General features: G+C 63.4%; 13 protein-coding genes. 3 read left to right on the plus strand and 10 right to left on the minus strand.

Going from position 1 to position 16757, the window contains the following annotated elements; translation table 11 throughout:
• Positions 1-100: 100 nt before the first annotated feature.
• The 4 genes from AC1D05_RS04220 to AC1D05_RS04235 form a co-directional block, all read right to left on the minus strand.
• Positions 101-1348: an ABC transporter substrate-binding protein gene (locus tag AC1D05_RS04220; RefSeq protein WP_477438492.1), complete on the minus strand. Its 1248-nt coding sequence runs from the start codon at positions 1346-1348 to the stop codon at positions 101-103.
• Positions 1349-1472: 124 nt separating this feature from the next.
• Complete coding sequence (locus AC1D05_RS04225) at positions 1473-2618, minus strand: ABC transporter ATP-binding protein (RefSeq protein ID WP_477438494.1); 1146 nt, start codon at positions 2616-2618, stop codon at positions 1473-1475.
• 89 nt (positions 2619-2707) lie between these two features.
• Positions 2708-3658, minus strand: coding sequence for a PfkB family carbohydrate kinase (locus tag AC1D05_RS04230; RefSeq protein ID WP_477438496.1), 951 nt, complete (start codon positions 3656-3658; stop codon positions 2708-2710).
• A 3-nt stretch (positions 3659-3661) separates the two neighbouring features.
• On the minus strand, positions 3662-4462 hold the full coding sequence (locus tag AC1D05_RS04235) for an aldolase (RefSeq protein ID WP_464611723.1): 801 nt from the start codon (positions 4460-4462) through the stop codon (positions 3662-3664).
• A gap of 162 nt (positions 4463-4624) precedes the next feature.
• Between AC1D05_RS04235 and AC1D05_RS04240 the strand changes: the two genes are divergently transcribed.
• The 3 genes from AC1D05_RS04240 (at position 4625) to AC1D05_RS04250 (ending at position 7966) form a co-directional block, all read left to right on the plus strand.
• Positions 4625-5386 (plus strand): DeoR/GlpR family DNA-binding transcription regulator, encoded by a 762-nt coding sequence (locus AC1D05_RS04240; protein ID WP_477438498.1) that lies wholly within the window; start codon positions 4625-4627, stop codon positions 5384-5386.
• Positions 5387-5768: 382 nt separating this feature from the next.
• A complete protein-coding gene (locus tag AC1D05_RS04245) occupies positions 5769-6917 on the plus strand; it encodes a Gfo/Idh/MocA family protein (protein WP_477438500.1) in 1149 nt (382 codons plus the stop codon).
• Between the two features lie 98 nt (positions 6918-7015).
• A complete protein-coding gene (locus tag AC1D05_RS04250; protein WP_477438502.1) occupies positions 7016-7966 on the plus strand; it encodes an alpha/beta hydrolase in 951 nt (316 codons plus the stop codon).
• Here the strand turns inward: AC1D05_RS04250 and AC1D05_RS04255 are convergent.
• The 6 genes from AC1D05_RS04255 to AC1D05_RS04280 all read right to left on the minus strand — a co-directional run bounded on the left by AC1D05_RS04255 (position 7954) and on the right by AC1D05_RS04280 (position 16734).
• Positions 7954-8988 carry a LacI family DNA-binding transcriptional regulator gene (locus AC1D05_RS04255; protein WP_477438504.1) on the minus strand — a complete coding sequence of 345 codons (1035 nt, stop codon included), beginning with the start codon at positions 8986-8988 and terminating at the stop codon, positions 7954-7956. The two genes, AC1D05_RS04250 and AC1D05_RS04255, sit on opposite strands and share 13 nt — an antisense overlap.
• Before the next feature lie 195 nt (positions 8989-9183).
• Positions 9184-10710, minus strand: coding sequence for a zinc-binding dehydrogenase (locus AC1D05_RS04260; RefSeq protein ID WP_477438506.1), 1527 nt, complete (start codon positions 10708-10710; stop codon positions 9184-9186).
• Positions 10711-10719: 9 nt separating this feature from the next.
• A complete protein-coding gene (locus tag AC1D05_RS04265; protein ID WP_477438508.1) occupies positions 10720-11157 on the minus strand; it encodes an SRPBCC family protein in 438 nt (145 codons plus the stop codon).
• Between the two features lie 306 nt (positions 11158-11463).
• A complete protein-coding gene (locus AC1D05_RS04270; protein ID WP_477438510.1) occupies positions 11464-13650 on the minus strand; it encodes a flotillin domain-containing protein in 2187 nt (728 codons plus the stop codon).
• A gap of 89 nt (positions 13651-13739) precedes the next feature.
• Positions 13740-15956 carry a Tm-1-like ATP-binding domain-containing protein gene (locus AC1D05_RS04275; protein WP_477438512.1) on the minus strand — a complete coding sequence of 739 codons (2217 nt, stop codon included), beginning with the start codon at positions 15954-15956 and terminating at the stop codon, positions 13740-13742.
• Complete coding sequence (locus AC1D05_RS04280) at positions 15949-16734, minus strand: ABC transporter ATP-binding protein (protein WP_477438514.1); 786 nt, start codon at positions 16732-16734, stop codon at positions 15949-15951. The genes AC1D05_RS04275 and AC1D05_RS04280 overlap by 8 nt, the downstream gene beginning before the upstream one ends.
• Positions 16735-16757: the final 23 nt, after the last annotated feature.

The raw sequence follows: 16757 nt of genomic DNA on the forward strand, positions 1-16757 counted from the left end.
TGAGCTTCAAAAACAGGTCCATCTCAAATTGCCGATCCGTTGTTGCCGGGTGGCCTGCCCGAAGTCAGGCCACCCGGTCGAAGAAACGAGAACAGGCCGATCAGAATTTCGCCATCCAGCCCTTCTGAGCGGCGGCGGCGGCTTGTTCCGGAGACTGCTCGCCGGCGAGCATCTTCTGGGCTTGCACGTCGAACTGGGTCATCAGGTCTTCAGCCACCGGCAGGCCCGTGAACTCATTGGCGAGATAGCCGGTCTTGAAGATTTCAAAAGCTTTGCCGAAAGCCTTGTCCGAGGTCACGAAATCGGGCTTGGCGTTGACGTTGCCCGGGAAGGCGTTTGCAAGCGATACGAGCTTGGCGTTCACCTTTTCACTCATCAAATATTGGACGAGTTTCCAGGCCTCTTCCTGATGTTTCGAGGCAGCAGAGATGCCGATGCCCCAGGAGGCATAGGGAAGGCCGCGCTTGCCTGTATAGCCCTCGACGACCGGGACCGGGATGAGGTCGAAGTTCAGCTTGGGATTGCGCTTGCGGATGAGGTTCACATGCGCGAGCGAGTCGATCATCATCCCGACCCGGTCGTTGACGAATTCCTCGACCTTTTCCTGTTCGGTCTTGGTGGCGATGCCGGGCGAGATGGTGCCGGCGTCATTGAGCGATTTGACGAAGGTGAGCATGTCCACCACGGGCTTGCCTTCGAGAGCGGGCTTGCCGTCCGCCATCATCGACTGACCCGAAGCCCAAACCCACGACATCATGTCGTTCTGGACACCGGATGGCGTTTGCAGCGACAGGGGCAGCACCCAGCCATACTGGTTCTTGTCGGCGTGCGTCATCTTCTTGGCGGCTTCGAGAAACTCCGCACGGGTCGACGGCAGCTTGGTCACGCCTGCCTGGGCGGCGAGGTCCAGATTGACGAAGACAGGATAGACGAAGGAAGCCACGGGAAACATCACCGCCTTGCCGTCCACCTTGATGATATCCGCGACTTGGGCTTTGTCGAACTTGCTCGCCTCCATCATCGGGTTCATGTCGGCCAGCGCACCCTGCGCGTTCAGATTGTTCACCCAGGCGCCGTCGAGACCGACGACGTCGCTGAGCGTTCCGGTTGCAGCGCCAACCGAGATCTGGTCTCGCGTGGTCGCATAGGGACCGCTGACCAGCGTCACCTTGATGCCGGGATTCGCGGCCTCGAAATCGTCCATGATTTTCCGCAAGGAGCCTGCGGGCAGCTCAGGCTCCCACCATTGGGTGAATTCCAGCGTCGTGTCCGCCATGGCGGCGGTTGCGCCAAGCAACCAGGCTGCCGCGGCTATTTTCAGCATCGCGGGCTTTATCCGAAACGTCATTTTTTTCTCCTCCTTCTCTAGGATCGACCGCACAATGCGGCCGATCGTCTGCTTCATTCAGAAGTCTTCTTACGCGTACTTTCGCAGGCGCCTCGCTCTCGCCTGCGGGCTCTGCCACAATTCTTCAGATCGCCAGATGCGTCTCGGGATCGAAGAAATGGAGCTTGGTATCATCCAGGGCCAACCGGATTTCCGAACCGGAGCGGACTGCGCTGTCCGGTTCGAATCTCGCCACCGCATTCGACGTCAGGCCGAAATCCTGCACCGCGTCGGGGTCGCCGGAGTCCACCCGGATCGCGCCGATGTTGAGATGGACGATATGTTCCGACCCGAGTTCTTCGATCGAGGTCACCTTTGCCGGTATCGTCTGATACTTGCGGCCGGATTCGAGGCTGCTGTCATAGAGATCCTCCGGTCGTATCCCGAACACGATTTTGCGCCCCGCATAAGACTTCAAACCCGGCCTGCGCACGAAAGCTGCATCCTGCAGCCGAATGGCAAAGGCACCTGATATCAGTTCGCCGCCCGTCATCGTCGCCTCGAAAAGGTTCATCGAGGGAGAGCCGATAAAGCCGGCAACGAAGGCGTTCACCGGCGATTCGTAGAGCCTCTTGGGTGTGTCGACCTGCTGCAGCACGCCGCCCTTCAGCACGGCGACCCTGTCCCCCATCGTCATCGCTTCGGTCTGGTCGTGGGTCACATATATGGTCGTCACGCCGAGCTGCTTTTGCAGGCGGGTGATTTCGGCGCGCATTTGCACGCGCAGTTTCGCGTCCAGATTGGAAAGGGGTTCGTCCATGAGAAAGGCGGCCGGCTCGCGCACCATGGCGCGGCCCATGGCAACCCTTTGACGCTGTCCGCCGGAAAGGTTGGCGGGTTTGCTGTCCAGCAAAGACGTCAGTTGGAGGGTCTTGGCGATCTCGTCGACCCGCTTCTTGCGTTCGGCCTTGGGCTTGCCTGCCAGCCGCATCGAAAAGGCGATGTTTTCGAACACCGTCATATGCGGGTAGAGGGCGTAGCTCTGGAAGACCATCGCGATGTCGCGGTCCTTGGGCGGCATGTCGACGACGTCGGTACCGCCGATCCGAAGGCTGCCGCTGGTGATGTCCTCCAATCCCGCGATCATCCGCAACGCGGTGGATTTGCCACAGCCGGACGGCCCGACGAGAATCAAAAACTCGCCGTCCTCGACCGACAGGTTCAACTGGTCGATTGCGTGAAAATTGTTCCCGTAGGTCTTGCAGATATTCTCAAGAACGACTTCTGCCATATTCCTCCCTCCACAAGTCTAAGCCGCTGATTTTTATTATCCTTCTTGGCCCTTTCGCCTGTGAAAATGTTTCCTCGGATAGTTTCAGGCTATGTTCCGGTATCGAGTTGCGCATATCTGAGTTCGACTGCCGACGGCGCGTTCGTCGACGCCAGGAGTTCCGTGACCTGGTCGGCGGTCGGAAGCGCCTCGCGCCCGCCACGCCCCGTTATCGAAAAGGCCGCCGCCGCGGCAGCGAATGCCACCCGGCCTGCGGTGTCGGCGCCGCGCGTCAATGCATGGGCATAGGCGCCATGAAAGCAGTCACCGGCGCCGGTCGAGTCGACGACGGCTACCCGGTGCGGCGGCAGGTGCCAGAGCCCTGTCGCATCGCGTCCGCGATAGTACACACCCCTGCCGCCATCCGTCAGAACCACGGCGGACCGCGACGGCAACCACAATGCATCGAGCATCTCGGCGGGCGATCGGCACCCCGTGGCGGTCCGCGCAAAGCCGAGTGGCAGAATGAGATGGTCGCAGAGCGCGATCAGCCGCTCCGTGGCCGGGCCGCTGCTCCATTCGATATCGCCGAGGATCGCAAGGCCGAGATCGCGAGCCCGAGCCACAACATCCAGCGACCTGATCGCATAGCTATCGACGATCAGGATGGTCGCGCGGCCGAGGACCTCGTCCGGAAAGTCCGGCGCGGTGCCCAGCATCGCTTCGTCGTCATACGCGATGAACCGCTCCCCATCCGAGCCGACCGTGATCCGCGAGCGCACCGGGCGCGCGCCGGCGTGGCGCGGCGCGAATGCGGTTTCAACACCGCTCGCAACGAGATCGCACAACACGGCGTCGTCAGCGGCACTGCCCAGCCATCCGACGAACCCGGCGCTTCCGCCGAGCCGCGCGACGGCGGCAAGTGCCGTCGCGACATTTCCCCCGAAGGCTCGGGCACTTTGCAGAACCTTCCCCTTGCCCGCCGACAACGGCTGATCGACATAGACGATGTCGTCGATCGCAATAGCTCCGAAGCCGAGGATTGAAGGGACGGTGGGCATCGTTCAGGCACCCGCCTTCGCCAACGCGTCTTGCGCCGAAAGGCCGTCATGGATGACGCCGCGAAAGGCAATCGCTGCCTTTTCCGGATCGCCATGCCCCCAGAGATTGCGGCCCACCACGGCACCGCGCGCGCCGGCACGGATGGCGTCCGCCGTCTGCTGAAGGGCGCCGAGCAGCGTGTCGGTCTTCGGACCACCGGCGATCACAACCGGCACCGGGCAGGTCCGTACGGTCTCCCTGAACGACTCGAAATCGCCCGTGTAGCCGATCTTGATCACGTCGACGCCGGACTCGTAGCCGATGCGTGCCGCATAAGCGATCTCGTCGGGGGTGAAGACGATTTTTGCCCCATCGGTGAAATCGCGAGGATAGATATGCGCCACCACCGGCATGCCGTAACGGGCCGCCGCATTCACCGAATCGGTCAGCCAGCGTATGTACTTGCCCTCGGTCGCGCCGCGCACCGGAATGGCCACGGCCAACGCATCGGCGCCAGCGCGCACCGCATCCTCGGGCGTTGCGATCAGTTCACTGATGCGATCGTCTGGGGTGAAGCAGCCGGCCTGGATCACCAGGGCAGCCTTGCCCGCATATTGCGGCCACAAATGGCGCGCGGTGCCAGGCTGGATGCTAACGTAGTCGGGTTTGCCCACCATGACGCGTGCAAGCGCGCCCGGCAGATCGGCAAGACCTCCTTTGCGCACGTCGCCATAGCCGACAAAGTGGTCGACCGCGCCGCCAAAAAGATTCCCCGATGGATGTGAGAAGAGGCGCGCCAGGCGCACCTTGGTTCCGAGGCTCATGAGTCCAAAACTCTCCATTCGATTGATTTAAAAACCCTGGACCCAGTGTTTGCGAAAGAAAGGATAAATGCAATCTTTCGAAAGCTTTCGAATTCGCGTATTTTTGGTAGGGTGAACCGGGGCCAGGGCGATCGCTTGGCGCATGGAGGCAAGGACAAGGCAATGTTGTCAGAGCAGAGACGCCAATCGATCCTGGGTGAAGTGCAACGCAGCGGACAGGTTCGCATCAAGGACCTGTCAGACGATTTTGGCGTGTCGGAAGTCACGGTGCGCTCCGACCTCGAGATACTGGACCGCAAGGGACTGCTGACCAAAACCCGTGGAGGGGCGGTGACCCGGACCACGGATTCGACCACGGCCGCGTTCGCCCGGCGGATGCAAACGAACCTCGATGCAAAGAAACGCATCGCCCGGGCAGCGGTCGACCTGTTCGAGGACAACCAATCGGTCATCTTCGACGGCGGCTCGACATTGATGCAGGTTGCCATGCTGTTACCGCCGCTCAGCAATGTCGTGGTCGCGGCCACGGCGATGAATATCGTGCAGCATCTGATGCATCGGCCAGGACTCGACGTTCACATGATCGGTGGCCGGGTCTATCCAGACACGGTGAGCACGCTGATCACCGACGCCGACACGGCTCTCGGCGGCTTGGTAGCGCATCAGGTCTTTGTTGGAGCGCATGCGATTGACTCGTCACTGGATGTGGTCGACGTGAACGAAGACATGGCGCGAACGAAGCGAAACCTCGTGCGCATGGCCCGGCGCGTTGTCCTCCTTGCGGATTCGAGCAAATGGGGCGTCAGCGGGACCTCCAAGGCATTTTCGCTGTCGAGCGTCGATGTTGTGATCACCGACGATGGCCTGTCCGACCCGATACGCAGCCGGCTTGATAGGACCGGGGCCAAGGTGATCTATGCCTGACCCCGTCGCGGTCCCTGGCCGCGACGGAAATATCCAATGCGCGCATCACCCACGGGATTCGCGTCGGCGCCCGGCCGTTTTTTCAGGTCTGTCATTTTCTCCTCCCAGAGCATGGTGCCGAAAAGTGCGAAGCGGTTTTCGGACGACATCATGCTCTAACTATTTGATTTAGAGGCGGATTCAGATTTCAGATCGAAACGACCTGAAATCATCCGGCTCTAAGGCTGGCAGCCTCCCGATGTCGCGCCATCATTTTCGCATGTTCTATAATAATTTTACGCGCGTCAATATTTAAAATGTTGTATAGCGCTTTCCCAGAATGATCCGTTGCCGGCGCGGCGGATCCGGCAGAGCATGAGCAAGTTGGGAGGTACGGCCAGAAATGCAGGCAAAATCAAAGGACAAGCTCGGAATCGGCGTCATCGGATGCGGCAACATCTCGATGACCTACCTGCGCAATGCCGCGCTCTTCGGTGGCATAGAGCTGCGCGCCTGCGCCGATATCTCGGCCGACATGGCGGCGTTGCGGGCGAAGGAATATGGCATCCGGGCCCTCGGCGTCGATGCGCTGCTCGCCGATCCCGAGATCGATCTCGTGCTCAACCTGACCATTCCCGCGGCGCATTTCGACATTTCGTTTTCAGCACTTTCGGCGGGAAAACACGTCTTCACCGAAAAGCCGCTGGCGACGTCGGCCAGTGACGGCCGCCGCCTGGTGGCGGAGGCGGCCAAGCGCGGCGTGCTGCTCGGCTCGGCGCCTGATACCTTCCTCGGCGCTGCCGGACGGCGGGCGCGCCGGCTGATGGATGAGGGTGCTATCGGCCGTCCAGTCACCGGCACCGCCTTCATGATGGGGCGCGGCATGGAGCACTGGCACCCGAACCCGCAATTCTACTACCAGCCGGGCGGCGGCCCGGTGTTCGACATGGGCCCCTATTATCTGACCATGCTGGTCAATCTGCTCGGTCCTGTCGCCCGTATCATGGCAATGGCGACCAAGGGCCAGGAGGAACGGCTGATCACTGCCGAGGGACCATTCAAGAACACCAGTTTCAAGGTCGGCACGCCGACCAACGTGCTGTCGCTGCTCGAATTCCGCTCCGGCGCCACCGTCACCTTCGGCGCTTCGTGGGACGTCTTCAAGCATTCCAACCATCCGATCGAACTGCATGGCACGGAAGGCTCGCTGCGCCTGCCTGATCCCGACACGTTCGGCGGCACGGTGTCACTGTCCGAATGCGGCGCGGAGTGGAAGGATTTCGCCAGTGAAGGCGAACTCTATGGCGCCCGCAACTGGCCCTATGCCGCGCCCGACCGCGCCAACTACCGCATGCTCGGCGTCGCCGATCTGGTGCGCTCGCTGAAGACAGGCGCGGCGCCCCGCGCGTCAGGCACTCTGGCGCTGCATGTGCTCGAAATCATGGAAGCGATCCTGCGTTCCGGCGAAACCAGAGGCTCGGTTTCCATTACCGGCGATGTCGTTCAGCCGGCGCTGCTGACCGAGGACGAAGCAAGCAGCCTGCTCGCCTAGAGCTTGTTTTCATGCAATTCCCAAGGGAAAACGCTATGCGTTTTTCCCGGGAAAACCGCTGTACATTTTTCCTGGAATTGCTTTTAGCGGAGATGGTGATGACGCTCGACCCTGATGCTTTTCGTGTCCTCGAAGTCGGCCGTGCCGGCGGCGGCGAGCCATTCGAGCGCGGCAGCGTGGCGGCGGCGCGGGCAGCACATAACGCTTGGTTCCCGACGCAGCAGGGCGAGCACGAGCCGGTCGCGGAGACCTCGCAGCAAGAGATCGACGGGCCAAACGGCCCGGTCACGATCCGCATCCATCGCGGTATCGGAGCGCCGCGGACCGGAGCACGCGCCGTGCTCTATCTGCATGGCGGCGGCTGGGTCATCGGCGACCTCTCCTCGCATGACGAGATCTGCCGCTGGCTGGCCAATCTGGGCAACGCCGTCGTCGTCTGCGTCGATTATCGGCTGGCGCCGGAGTACAAATTTCCGGCAGGGCTAAAGGATTGCGCGGCAGCGCTGCGCTTCATGGCGGAAAACGCCGACGAGTTGGGCATCGACCCGGCCGGCATCGCCGTTGCCGGCGACAGCGCCGGCGGCAACCTTGCCGCGGTCCTGGCGTTGCTTGCCCGTGACGGGCTGGCGCCGCCGCTTGCCGCCCAGGTCCTGATCTATCCCAACACCGATGCCCGCCAGATTGCGGACAGCTATCGGCGTTTCGGTGACGGCTTCGGGCTCACCGCCGCCACCATGGCCTGGTTCCGCGACCATTATGTGCGAACATCAGACGACATCGCGGACTGGCGCGTTTCGCCGCTGCTGGCATCAAGCCTTGCAGGTGCTGCACCTGCATTTGTCGTGATCGCCGGCCATGACATCCTTGCCGACGAAGGCACGGCCTATGCCGAGCGCCTGCGGACCGAAGGCGTGCCGTTGGTCCTGCGGCACTGGCCGGGTCAAATCCACGGCTTCGTCTCGACGGGCCGCCACATCCCTGCTGCGCGGCAAGCGGTGAGCGAAGCGGCGGCCTGGCTCAAACAGCAGACGCCCGCTCAGGCCGACTGACGCATCACCAGTGTCGCGCCGAGCTTGACGTTGCGCGCCAGACCCTGGCCCGGCGGATCAGCCTCATCCAGCAAGGCCAGCAACATCTCGACGCTACGGCCGGCCATGGCGGCGAAATCCTGCGCCATGGTGGTCAGCGCCGGGCAGGTGTAGCGGCTCAGCGGATGATCGTCATGGGCGGCGACACGGAAGTCGCAATCGGCCCGGCGGCCGATCTTCAGCCCGCGCGAAAAAGCCGCCGCCATGACGCCGAAGGCGAGACGGTCATTGGCACATAGCAGCGTGCGCGCCGGCAGGCCGCCTTTCTCGAGTGTCCGCTCCATCCACTCATGGCCGATGCGCTCAAAATCCCAGTTGTAGCCGCCAGCCGCCTCGAGGACGACAGGTTCCAGGCCGGCGGCTCGCATCGTCTCGATATAGCTCTGCAGGCGTTCGCCCGAATTGTGGTTGACGTGCGGAATGTCGACATAGACCGGCGGTTCGCCAGACCGGCAGAGGTAGTCGACGATGGTCGACGTGCTCTGGTGGTTGTCGTTGCCGACGAAAGGCGTGTCGCCTTCGATGTAGGTGTCGAAATAGACGATCGGGATGTCCTCGCTCATCCGCTCGAAGACTCCGGGCTCGGAGACCAATCCCAGCGGCGCGACGATGGCGCCGGCGACCTTCAGCGACATCAGCGTCCTGACCGATTCCGCCTCCAGCTTCGGCGAACCATGCGAAGAGATGACGATCGGCCAGAACCCCTCGTCGCGGCAGCGCAGTTCGATGCGGCTGACCATCTCGGCATAGAACGGATCGGTAATCGTCGGCACGACGATGCCGACATTGCGGGTGCGCTTGCGGTTGAGATTGCGCGCGAAAACGTTCGGCTGATAGTCCGAGGACCGCAGTGCCGCCTCGATGCGCGCCCGCGTCGCCGGCTTCACGCTGGCCGGATCGTCGAAATACTTCGACAGGGTCGGCCGCGACACGCCGGACGCCCTGGCGAAATCATCCATCGTGCGGTGGGTCTTCTCCGTCATCGATATTCCAGGCCCCTTTGCCCTCGCTACCAGCCTTCCAGCCAGAATCAGTCTTTGCGGCCGTTGCCGAGAGGCAGCATTGCTTGACCGAATTTGTTCAGTCAAATTTCAGCGTTTCCAGTACAACGCAAAAGAGTTGCGCGCGTCAAATTATTTATTGACGCTTTAAAACGGAACTCGAGCTTTGAGCCTCGACTACGGCTTCGGCAACAAGACCAGGGCTCCCGTGGTGCGGCGGGATTCCAGATCGCGGTGCGCATCGGCGGCATTGGCGAGGGTGTAACGCGTCGGCGTCTCGACCCTGACGACGCCCTGGCGAAGCGCCTGAAAAAACCTGGTGACGTGCGGCACGAGTTTTTCCGGCGTATCGGTATAATGGGCATAGTTCGGCCGCGAGATGGTCAGCGACTTCGAGGCAAAGCGACCGATATCCCAGTTGCCGACCGGCCCGGAAGCCTGGCCGAAACTGACAAGATGGCCGCGCACGGCAAGGGCCGCCAGCGAGCCGCCGAACGTGTCGTTGCCGACCGCGTCATAGGCGACATCGGCGCCCCTGCCCGCTGTCAGCCGCATGACGGCCTCAGCGAAATTCTCGCGGGAATAGACGATGACATGGTGCGCACCGAGACGCTCGACGACCCGCGCCTTGTCGTCGCTGGACACGGTGGCGATCACCGTCGCGCCGAGATGACGCGCCCACTGCACCAGCAACTGGCCGATGCCGCCGGCCGCCGCATGGATGAGGACGACGTCGCCCGGCTTCACGGCGTGGACATCATGCAGCAGGAAACTCGCGCTGACGCCCTTGAGCAGGCCGGCAGCGGCGATCTCATCGGCGATGTCGTCCGAGAGATGAACCAGCAGTTCGGGCGCCATGTTGCGCCGCTCACTGTAGGCGCCGACCGGCGGACAGGCATAGGCAACGCGGTCACCGACCGAAAAGCCCGACACCGCTGGCCCCACGGCCTCGATGATGCCGGCCGCCTCCATACCCGGCACGCCAGGCGGCTGCAGGAGGTCGAAAAGCCCGGTGCGGCAATAGACATCGATGAAATTGACGCCGATCACCGTGTGGCGAATCCGCACCTCGTTCGGTGCGGGTGGCGGCAGCCCGATTTCCCTGAGCCGCAACTCCTCCGGGCCGCCATAGCGCTCGACAACGATCGCACGGGTCGTTGCCGTCTGGCCTATAGCGATCGTCGACGCGGGACGCGGCATGCTCGCTGACGGGGCCGGTGCGGCAATCGCCTGGGGCGGTCTCGTCTCGACAGGTGCGCCAACACTTCTGCGCCGCAGCAGATTGCGCACCGCCGCGAAGCCGGCCTGATAGATGCCTTCGGTGACCAGTCTGACCAGTTCGTCGCGGCGATGCGCCGGCGGCTGGAACTCGGAGCGCCATTCCCAGAAAGTGGCGTTGCCGTCGGTCACCGGCTTCAGCCGCAGCGAGGCGACATAGCCCATTAGCGGCAGCGGCGCTTCGAGCAGGCAATAGCTCAGCCGCCGGTCCTTGTCCGACAGCGCCAGCAATTGCTCGCGCAACTCGCCGCCATCGTTCAGCCTGAAGTGGCGCACCGCGCCGACGGCATCCACCGGCTCGCCGCCCTCGATCTCGCTGAAGGCGATCGCCGGATGCCAGCAGTCATAGCCGTTGAAGTCGCGCAGGATCGCCCAGACCTCGTCGATCGGTGCCTCGATGATCGTGCTCTGGCAGACCCTGACCATCGGCCGGCGTCAGCGCCCGAACCGGTGTTTCAGCGCGGTCAGGGCAGTCTGGAACACATCGTGACCGATCTGATGCATCAGGGCGGCCTCGCGATCCGGCGCGCAGTCGAACTCCGCCTGCCATTCGGCCAAGGTGACATTGCCATCGGTGATCGGCGTCAGCGACAGGGTGGCGACATAGTTCTCGACCGCCATCGGGCTTTCGAGGATGGCGTAGCTGCAGGACAGATCGTAATCGGACAGCGCCAGCAGCCTTTCGCGGATGCGCCCGCCGTCCTTGAGCGTGAAACTTCGGATGCAGCCGATCTGGTCGGCTTGCGCGTTCTGCTCGATCCGGCTCTCGGCGACGAACGGCGCCCAACTGGGCAGTGCGTTGAAGTTGCGGACGAGCTTCCACACTTCCGCTGCCGGCGCGGGAATGACCGAGGAAACATAAACCTTGGTCATGCTTGAAAGCCGGCTATGGGCATGGAAGTCCGCGCATGCATTGTCTCGCGCCGCGCCAGATCGACCCCCACTCCGTCGAGCTTCGCTCGACACCTCTCCCCCGATCGACGGGGGAGAGGAACGGCGCGAACCGTCCGCGGCGGGCTCCCTTCCTCTCCCTCCGGAGGGGGGAGAGGTGGCGCTGCGAAGCAGCGACGGAGTGGGGGAACCACTTGGCAATCATGGCGAGCCGACGCAGCTTGGCAATCAGGCGCAAGACGTCGTCTCGCGCGGCCCAACGAAGCGCAAGGAATCACCGCCCTCACCTCAGTGATCGCGGTCGTCATCGTCGTCCTTGGCGGGTTTGCCCTTGCCCTTCTTGTCGCGGGTCAGGCTGGAAATATCCTTGGCGTCGCGCAGCACGTCGGTCATGCGGCCGAGCGAGCCGCCTTCGATGCCGATCTCCTTCATCAGATTGTCGATCATCGGCGCCTGCACACGGTAGCGCAGTGCCGAGTCGATGACCTCGTCGGTGACGTTGCGGTTGCCGCCCGTGCCGCCGTTGAGGCCGTCGACATGCAGGATCTTGATGCCGTCGATCTTCTCCATCGGCTTGACGCTTTCGCGGATGATGCCTTCCATGTGGTCGAGCAGCTTGCCGCGCAGGCGCCCGGCACGCGCACCCTCGGAAAGAATATTCTCGGCCTCGTTGAGCTGGCGATGGCCAGCCGCATCGACCTCGTAACGCTGAGCGGCGGCAAGGGCGTGGATCTTCTCCGACTCGGCCGATGCGACGGCGGCGATCTTCTGCGCTTCGGCAAGGCTCTTCGCCGCCTTCATCTCGGCGTCGGCTGCGGATGTGATGCGCAGTGCCTCACGTTCGGCTTCGCGCTGAGCACCGATCAGGTCGGTCAGCTTGCGGCGCTCGGCGATCTCGCGTTCGCGGGCGGTGAAGGCCTGCTCCTCGGCCTGAACGGCCTTGGCTCGCACGGCTTCCGAAGCCGCGATCGCGGAAGACCGCTCCTGCGTCTTCTTGGCGATGTCGATCGCTTTCTGGATCTCGGCGATCTCGATCTTCTGGTCGCGCTCCACGCCCATCTGCCTGATGTCGCGATCCTTGATCAGCCGCGCTTCCTCGATGCCGCGCTCGGTGGTGATACGGGCCCGCTCGACCTCTTCGCCGGCCGAAATCTCGGCCTCCTCGAAGGCCTGGCGCTTGGCGATCTGCAGTGCTTCGAGATGACGCTCCCTTGCGATCCTGACCTCGTCGATGGCACAGTCCTGCGCAATCCGCGCCGTCTCGGTCGCCTGGTTCTCGACGATTTCGGCGCGGCGCTTTTCCGCCTCGGCCTTCGTCACTTCCAGCGCCTTTTCGGCGAGCGCGATCTGGCGTTCCAGTTCGGCGACTTCGAGCAATTTCTTGCGCTCGATCTCGAGCTGGCTTTGAGTGCCCTCGCGCTCGATGCGGGCCTTCTCCAGCGACAGTTCGAGCGCGATCTGCTCGCGCTCGGTCAGTTCGCGCATCTTCATCTCGGTCTCGTCGAGCGAACGGCGGCGCGCGATCTCGCGGCGTTGCGTGTCTTCCTCGCTCTTGATGCGCTCCTCGGTGATGTTGCGCTCCTGGTTGAGCCGCGATTTCTCGACCGCCTCGCGTGATGAAAGCTGCGCCTGCTCGGATTCCTGGTCGCGCAGCGCCCGGTCGATGGCCAATTCAGATCGTTGCGCGGCGCGGCGGATTTCGACCTCCCGCTCCTGTTCGAGGCGGGCATATTCGCTGTCGCGATCGATCTCCAGCACCTTGCGCTGGGTGTCGAGGTTCTGGTTGCGAATGTCGACCAGCGTGCGCTGCTCGATCTCGTTGCGCATGCGGCGCCTGGTCTCGATCGATTCCGTCAGCTGCGTCAGGCCTTCGGCGTCGAAGGCGTTGGACGGGTCGAAATATTCGAGGCTGGTCTGGTCGAGATCGACGATGGCGACGCTTTCCAACTCAAGACCGTTGGCGGCAAGCGACTCTTCGGCGAGCCTGCGCACCTTGGCGGCGTAGTCGCCGCGCAACTCGTGCATTTCTTCCAGCGTCATCTGGGCAGCGACGGTGCGCAAGGCGCCGGCGAACTTGCCCTCCAGCAATTCGCGCAGGCTGTCGGGCTGCAGCGTGCGGCGGCCAAGCGTCTGGGCGGCGGCGGCAACCAGTTCGCGACTGGCGCCGACACGCACGAAGAACTCGGCGATCAAATCGACGCGCATGCGATTCCTGGTGATCAGCGCATGCACGTCCTCGCGGCGCACCTCGATGCGCAGCACGTTCATGTTGACCGGCGTGATTTCGTGCAGCACCGGGATGACGAAAGCACCGCCATTGACCACCACCTTCTCGCCCATGAAGCCGGTGCGCACGAACGCCGTCTCCTTGGTCGAGCGGCGGTAGAGCCAGCGCAAGATGTAGACGGCAATCACCACGACGACCGCGGCAATGATCAGCCACAACAGGAAAGCGCCAAAGGTCTGCGCGTCCATGATCTATCCTCCCCAAGACAATACGGTCGGCACGGGGCGACCGGCAGTGTTTTCAAACATCCACCCGCACGGTGGCGAAGTCCAATTCTTCATGCCCGCCTCTGCAGCTTCGGCGTGATCGCGTGGAATGCAGCGATCGCCGCGTCGACGAAAGGCGCGTCGTTGATGTTGGCCCGCACCCGCTCGACATGGCGCAGCGGTGTGCGGCGAACGGTCTTCTCGATCGCCTCGAACAGAGCGCTGTCGGCTTCCGGGTCGTGAAAAGGCTGGCCGGGTGCGTCGAGCATCGAGACGCCGCCTTCGGGAAGCAGGAAGCGCACCGGACCGTTCATGGCGTTGAGCCGCGCGCCGATCCATTCGCCAAAGGCGCGGTTCTCGTCGCGCGTCGTGCGCATCAGCGTGACGTTGGGATTGTGGATGACGAATTTGCGGCTGCGGAATTTCTCCGGAACGCTGTCGCGCGGACCGAAATTGACCATGTCGAGCGCGCCGGTCGAGCCGACATAGGGCAGTCCGGTGCGGATCACCGCGCCGAAGCGATCTTCCGTCGCCGGGAAGACACCGCCGACGATCATATCGGCGACTTCGGTGGTGGTGAGATCGAGGAAGGCCGACAGGAGGCGGGAATCGCCGAGGTTTTCCATCGCCCGCCCGCCGATGCCGGTGGCGTGGAAGACGAGGCAATCATAGTCGGCCTCAAGCCGTTTGGTCACCGCTTGAACCAGAGGCGTGGTGACGCCGAACATGGTGATGCCGACAGCTGGCCGCGCCAGTTTGCGTCTTGCTTCCCACGCCTCGGCGTTGGGCAGTTGCGCAACCATGCCGGCCATGGCGTGCGCGGCGTTGGACAGCACCTGTTCCGTTATCGAGTTCAGCCCCTGCACATCGGCGACAGAATGGAACATCATGATGTCGGCGCCGCCGACATATTTGGCGACATCGCCGGCCGCCACTGTCGACACCATCAGCTTGGGGATGCCAACCGGCAGCACGCGCATGCCAGCAGTCGCCAGCGTGGTGCCGCCGGAGCCGCCGGCCGAGATGACGCCGCCGATGCGCGGCTCGCGCTCGATCCAGCGCGCGAAGGCGTCAGCCATGGCGCTGACCGAGCCACCGCGATCATTGGTGAAGACCGCTGATGATCCCCGCGCGTGCATGCCGGCCACCTGCATGGCGGGCACGTCGGCGCTTGTCGGTTTGCCTGAGGTCGAGAGATCAACGGTGCGCACCGAAATGCCGAGCGACTTCAGCCGATCTGCGATGAAGCGCAATTCCTTGCCCTTGGTGTCGAAGGTGCCGACGACCAGAACTGTCCTGCCGATGCGCTCGGCAAAGGGGATGGCGAAGACCTTTTTCAGATCGTCCTGAGGTGCTGTCCTGTCGACCGCCGCCTGCCGCAATTCGGTGACCGGCACGTTCCAGCGGTTGGGCAAGTCGGTGACCGGGCGATAGACGCCGTTCTGCGGCATCGGCTCGGCCGTGCCGGCGCCAGTGCGGTCAACGCGATAGACTTCTGCCAGTTGTTCCCTGGCTTGCGCCGCGTCCGCCTGCGTGACCGGTGCTTCCTCGGCATGGCGGCCGACGCCAAGCAGCCGCTGCTGCAACTCGCGGTCGGCGGCAAGTGCTTTCGCGTCCATCAACCGGTTGATGCGGCCGTTGACCATGATGGCGACCTGGCTGGATACCGCGGTCGCCACGCCGATATTCTGCTCGATGACCAGCACCGCCATCTCGCCTTCGGCGGCGAGGTCGACCAGCATCTGCTCGACCTGGTCGACGATGACCGGCGCCAGGCCCTCGGTCGGCTCGTCCATGACCAGCAGTTTCGGATCGCTGAGCAGCGCCCGCGCAATCGCCAGCATCTGCTGTTCGCCGCCCGACAGCTGCGAACCGCCATTGCCGCGGCGCTCGGCCAGGCGCGGAAAGGTCTGGTAGACGCGCTCGACCGTCCAGCTGGCATCGCGCCTGTTGCCGGCGGCAAGGCGCAAATGCTCGTCGACCGTCAAGCTCGGCCAGACGCGGCGGCCTTGCGGGACATAACCGACACCAAGACGGTGGATTTCGTGCGGCTCCAGCGACGTGATCTCGCGGCCGTCGACGCGGATCGAACCGGACTTGGCCCGCTTCAAGCCGACGATGGTGTTGCAGAGCGTCGACTTGCCCATGCCGTTGCGGCCGACCACCGACAGCACGCCGCTTTCCAATGTCAATGAAACGCCCTGCAGCGCATGGCTTTCACCGTAGAAGACCTGCAGATCGTCTATCCGCAGCATTGCCCTGGCTATCTTCCCGGGGCGCTCAGCCATGCTTGCCCCCGAGATAGATCTCCTGCACCTCGGGATCGGCCTCGATTTCCTGCGGCGTGCCTTCCTTGAACAGGCGGCCATTGTGCATCATCGAGACATATTCCGAGACGCGCAGCGCGACATCGAGATCATGCTCGATGATGATGTAGCCGATGTGCTTGGGCAGCGCGTTGAGGATGGCGACGAGGTCGCGGCGCTCGGTCGGTGACAGGCCGGCGGCCGGCTCGTCGAACAGGATAAAGCGCGGGGCGCCGGCCAGCGCCAGCGCAATTTCCAGCTGGCGCTGCTGGCCGTGGCTCAGCGTCGCCACCAGCGTGTCGCGATAGGTTTCGAGATGCACGGCGTTGAGGATCGATTCCGCCTGCACCATGTTGACGTCGTTTGCCGCTGGGCGCAGCAGCGAGAATCGGCGGCGCGACACGCCGCGACAAGCGAGAAAGATGGAATCGAGGACCGACAGGCCCTTGAACAATTGTGAAATCTGATAGGTGCGGCGCAGGCCGCGCCGGATGCGCTCATGCGGCGGCAGGTCGGTGATGTCCTCGCCGAAGAAACGGATACGCCCTGCGGTCGGCATGAAGTCGCCGGTTACGGCGTTGAACAGGGTGGTCTTGCCGGCGCCGTTGGAGCCGAGGACCGCGCGCCGTTCGCCAGCCGCGATCCTCATATTGATGCCCGAGAGTGCCACCAGCGCCCCGAAATGCCTCGCCACGCCATCGAGCTCCAGCGCATAGGCGCCGGTGCTCTGGAGACGGTTTGCTGCGAAGCTTTCGGTCACTGGCGGCTGCACTCAAAGTCGGA

The organism is Mesorhizobium sp. P2_E9, from assembly GCF_056403815.1.

Coding starts and splice junctions, on each gene's coding strand:
- AC1D05_RS04235 (WP_464611723.1), bottom strand. CDS start 4,462: ATGAGCCTCGGAACCAAGGTGCGCCTGGCGCGCCTCTTCTCACATCCA.
- AC1D05_RS04220 (WP_477438492.1), bottom strand. CDS start 1,348: ATGACGTTTCGGATAAAGCCCGCGATGCTGAAAATAGCCGCGGCAGCC.
- AC1D05_RS04250 (WP_477438502.1), top strand. CDS start 7,016: ATGACGCTCGACCCTGATGCTTTTCGTGTCCTCGAAGTCGGCCGTGCC.
- AC1D05_RS04265 (WP_477438508.1), bottom strand. CDS start 11,157: ATGACCAAGGTTTATGTTTCCTCGGTCATTCCCGCGCCGGCAGCGGAA.
- AC1D05_RS04260 (WP_477438506.1), bottom strand. CDS start 10,710: ATGGTCAGGGTCTGCCAGAGCACGATCATCGAGGCACCGATCGACGAG.
- AC1D05_RS04240 (WP_477438498.1), top strand. CDS start 4,625: ATGTTGTCAGAGCAGAGACGCCAATCGATCCTGGGTGAAGTGCAACGC.
- AC1D05_RS04245 (WP_477438500.1), top strand. CDS start 5,769: ATGCAGGCAAAATCAAAGGACAAGCTCGGAATCGGCGTCATCGGATGC.
- AC1D05_RS04230 (WP_477438496.1), bottom strand. CDS start 3,658: ATGCCCACCGTCCCTTCAATCCTCGGCTTCGGAGCTATTGCGATCGAC.
- AC1D05_RS04275 (WP_477438512.1), bottom strand. CDS start 15,956: ATGGCTGAGCGCCCCGGGAAGATAGCCAGGGCAATGCTGCGGATAGAC.
- AC1D05_RS04270 (WP_477438510.1), bottom strand. CDS start 13,650: ATGGACGCGCAGACCTTTGGCGCTTTCCTGTTGTGGCTGATCATTGCC.
- AC1D05_RS04225 (WP_477438494.1), bottom strand. CDS start 2,618: ATGGCAGAAGTCGTTCTTGAGAATATCTGCAAGACCTACGGGAACAAT.
- AC1D05_RS04255 (WP_477438504.1), bottom strand. CDS start 8,988: ATGACGGAGAAGACCCACCGCACGATGGATGATTTCGCCAGGGCGTCC.